The organism is Hymenobacter agri, assembly GCF_054778495.1.
The window spans coordinates 1-2735 of record NZ_BAAGZM010000573.1 but is presented as its reverse complement, the minus strand read 5'-3'; the positions used below and the strand labels follow the sequence as shown (position 1 = coordinate 2735).

Here is a 2735-nt window from a genome sequence, read left to right as displayed (position 1 = left end):
GCCCTTATAGGCCCGCACGCCCGTGTCTTCGAGCGACTGCGCCACGGCCAGAAACGTGGCCGCGCTGGTAAACACCGTGGCAAACGGCCCGCCGCTGCTGCCCCGCCCGCCCGTGAAATCGAACTGCGAAGCAGCGGGCATGGCAATGGGCGTCGCGCCCAGCGCCGTCAGGGTATCGCGCAGGAACTGCACGTGGTTGATTTCATCGGCCTTGATGCGGAGCAGCGAAGCCAGGTTGTTGGCGCTAAAACCGCTGCGCAGAGTGGTTTGCGCCGGGGTAAGCGGGTCGGCCACGCGCGTGTCGAGGGCCACGTTGCCGAGGCCGGCATTGTAGAAGTAGGCTTCGAGGTACTCCAGCTTCAGGGCGAAGTTGAGCACGTCGGCAACGCCGGGGGCGGCGCTGGTTTGGGCGTAGGCTTTGTTAAGCACGGCGCCGAGGGCCAGCGGCACGGCGGCGGCCGTCAGCTTCTGGCCCAGGCCGCTCATGTGCCGGAAGATGCGCCGGCGCGAGTCGAGGCGGTCGTACACCTCGGGGTCAATTTTTTCAATCTCGGAGATAAGCTGGAAGATATTCATGGCAAAGGCGAAGGAAATGAGAAGGTAAGAAGGCCGCCCGGCGGTCTATTTCAGGCCGGACACGTCCAGCTTCGAGTTGTCCTTCAGGTAGTTGTTTACCATGCTCACGACATCGGCCGGCTCGCGGGAGATTTCCAGCGCCGTGGTGTTGATGCGCGCCACGTCGGCCGCAATGAAATTGCCTTCCGTGAATAAGTCGCGGACCAGCGCCGCGTGCCGGGCTTCCACCGACACGATTTTTCCCGCCAGCAGCAGGTACGTTGGGTCGGTGAGGTATTTGGCCGCGCCGTTGTAAGCCGCCACGCCCAGGTCTTCAAACACGCGGGCAGTGTTGAGCACGCTGGCGCGGGTGGTGAAATCGACGTAGCCGGCGTTGGTGGTGAAGTCGACTTCGAGGGCCGGAATAATGCTGCCGGGTGCCGCCGCCGTAATGGCCGCCTTGAGGAAGTCGCGGTGAATGACTTCGTGGTAATACAGGTCATCGAGGGCCAGGCGCTCGGCGCTGGTGGCGGCCAGACTGGTGTAGTAGCTGCCGCTACGCACAGCGGCGTAGAAGGCGGCTTCGAGCTGCTCCAGGGCGTAGGCGTAGTTCAGCACGCCCACGTCGCCCGAGCCCACGTTGATGGGCGCGGTGGTGGGCTTGTTGTCGTCCTTCGAGCAGCCGGTCAGCACCAGAGCGGTGGCCCCGGCGGTAGCGCCCGCGAACCGGAGAAAAGAACGCCGCTGCATGGGCGTGCGAAGCAGTTGGCCGGGTTCGGTGCCGGTAATGTGTACAGATTGAGCCATTGAGAAAGCGGGTGGGAAATGGAAAAAAGGGAAGCGGTGTTGCCAGACGGGCCGCTAGGGCGTCACGGTAATCATCACCTCGCGCACCAACTCTTTCTGGCTGTTGATGTCGCCGCTGGTGCCGTAGAACACGGCTTTGTAGGTGCCGGGCGTGTTGTATTTGTAGGAATACGTAGCGGGCAGCGGGTCAATCAGGCCCTGGGCTTTCACCTTGATGCCGCCCGCCGCGTCGGAGTTCACTTTGGTGAAGTCGAAGCCCTTCGAGATGGCCCAGTCGTCGTCGGCCGGGGCGGTGGTGGCGGGCGCGGTGTGCGTGAGGGTACCGCCGCTCACCCAGGTGTTGGGCAGGCCCTTGAAGTTGAAGATGGAGAAGCCGCTGTCGGTATTGGTGTTGGCGTTGGTGTACACCGCGCCGCTGGGGTAGCGCGTGCGCACCTGGAAGGTGCCGATTGTCCAGGCGCGCTGAATGTTGGTGGCCAGCGGGGCCACGCTCACGTAGCGGAAGGCCACGTAGGTAAGCTTGCCAGCCACCTTGAAATCGTTCAGGCTCACCACGCCTGACGACAGGTTACTGGCCGTGGCGCTGAGGGTGAAGCGGCTGGTGATGTCCGTCCAGGTGGCTTTGCGCACGCTGGTCGAATCATACCCCCCGCCGGTGGTGGTCTTACCGTCGAAATCGGTCGATACCAGCACGCGCAGGTTCTGGGTGCCCACCACGGTGGGGGCCGGCACCGGCGTGGGCGTGGGCACGGTGGCGGCGGCCACCGTGCTCAGAAACTGCATCTCGGGCACGCCGTCGGGCTGGCTGTAGTTGTTGCGCAGGTCGAAGTTGCGGCCCGCCTCACCCGAGTAGAATAGCAGGGCATCGACTTTGCCGCTGAGGCTGAAGTTGACGGTGGTGCCCGCTTTCACGGTGGTTTGGTCGGCCGACACGGTAAAATCGGGGGCCGGGTTGCTGTATTTCTCGCAGCCCGCCAGCAGGGGGCCGGCCAGCAGGAGCGCGGCAAGGAGCTTTTTCATATGGAGCAGTGCGGAGGGGGGGAATTAGTAGCCGGGGTTCTGCTTGGCCAGCTTGTTGTTGATGATTTCGACAATCGGAATCGGCAGCAGAATATCGTTGGCGTCCACGTTGGGCAGGTAGAAGGAGTAGAAGGCTGCGTCAATCGGGGTAGGGATGATGCGCTGCAAGCCGTTGGGCAGGCGGTCGGTGCTGCCGTTGAGGGCGGTGTTCGCGGTTTCAATCACGCGGGGCACCAGAATGCCCCAGCGCTTCAAATCCTGGCGGCGCAGGGCCTCGAAGGCCAGCTCGCGCATGCGCTCGTCGCGGATGGCTTGGCGCAGCCCGGCCTGCGAGAGGCCGGTCAGGTTCACGG

Annotated in this window: 4 protein-coding genes; all 4 read right to left on the bottom strand. The window is 63.9% G+C overall.

All coding sequences use genetic code 11. The features are described 5' to 3' along the window. On the bottom strand, positions 1 to 576 hold a 576-nt coding region (locus ACYVDE_RS19560), incomplete at its 3' end, for a ferritin-like domain-containing protein (RefSeq protein WP_460503220.1). A 45-nt stretch (positions 577 to 621) separates the two neighbouring features. After that, positions 622 to 1362, bottom strand: coding sequence for a ferritin-like domain-containing protein (locus tag ACYVDE_RS19555; RefSeq protein WP_460503219.1), 741 nt, complete (start codon positions 1360 to 1362; stop codon positions 622 to 624). Between the two features lie 54 nt (positions 1363 to 1416). Then, complete coding sequence (locus ACYVDE_RS19550) at positions 1417 to 2382, bottom strand: DUF5017 domain-containing protein (RefSeq protein WP_460503218.1); 966 nt, start codon at positions 2380 to 2382, stop codon at positions 1417 to 1419. Positions 2383 to 2406: 24 nt separating this feature from the next. Next, positions 2407 to 2735: RagB/SusD family nutrient uptake outer membrane protein (locus ACYVDE_RS19545; RefSeq protein WP_460503217.1), on the bottom strand; the 329-nt coding region annotated here is incomplete at its 5' end.

Coding starts and splice junctions, on each gene's coding strand:
- ACYVDE_RS19555 (WP_460503219.1), bottom strand. CDS start 1,362: ATGGCTCAATCTGTACACATTACCGGCACCGAACCCGGCCAACTGCTT.
- ACYVDE_RS19550 (WP_460503218.1), bottom strand. CDS start 2,382: ATGAAAAAGCTCCTTGCCGCGCTCCTGCTGGCCGGCCCCCTGCTGGCG.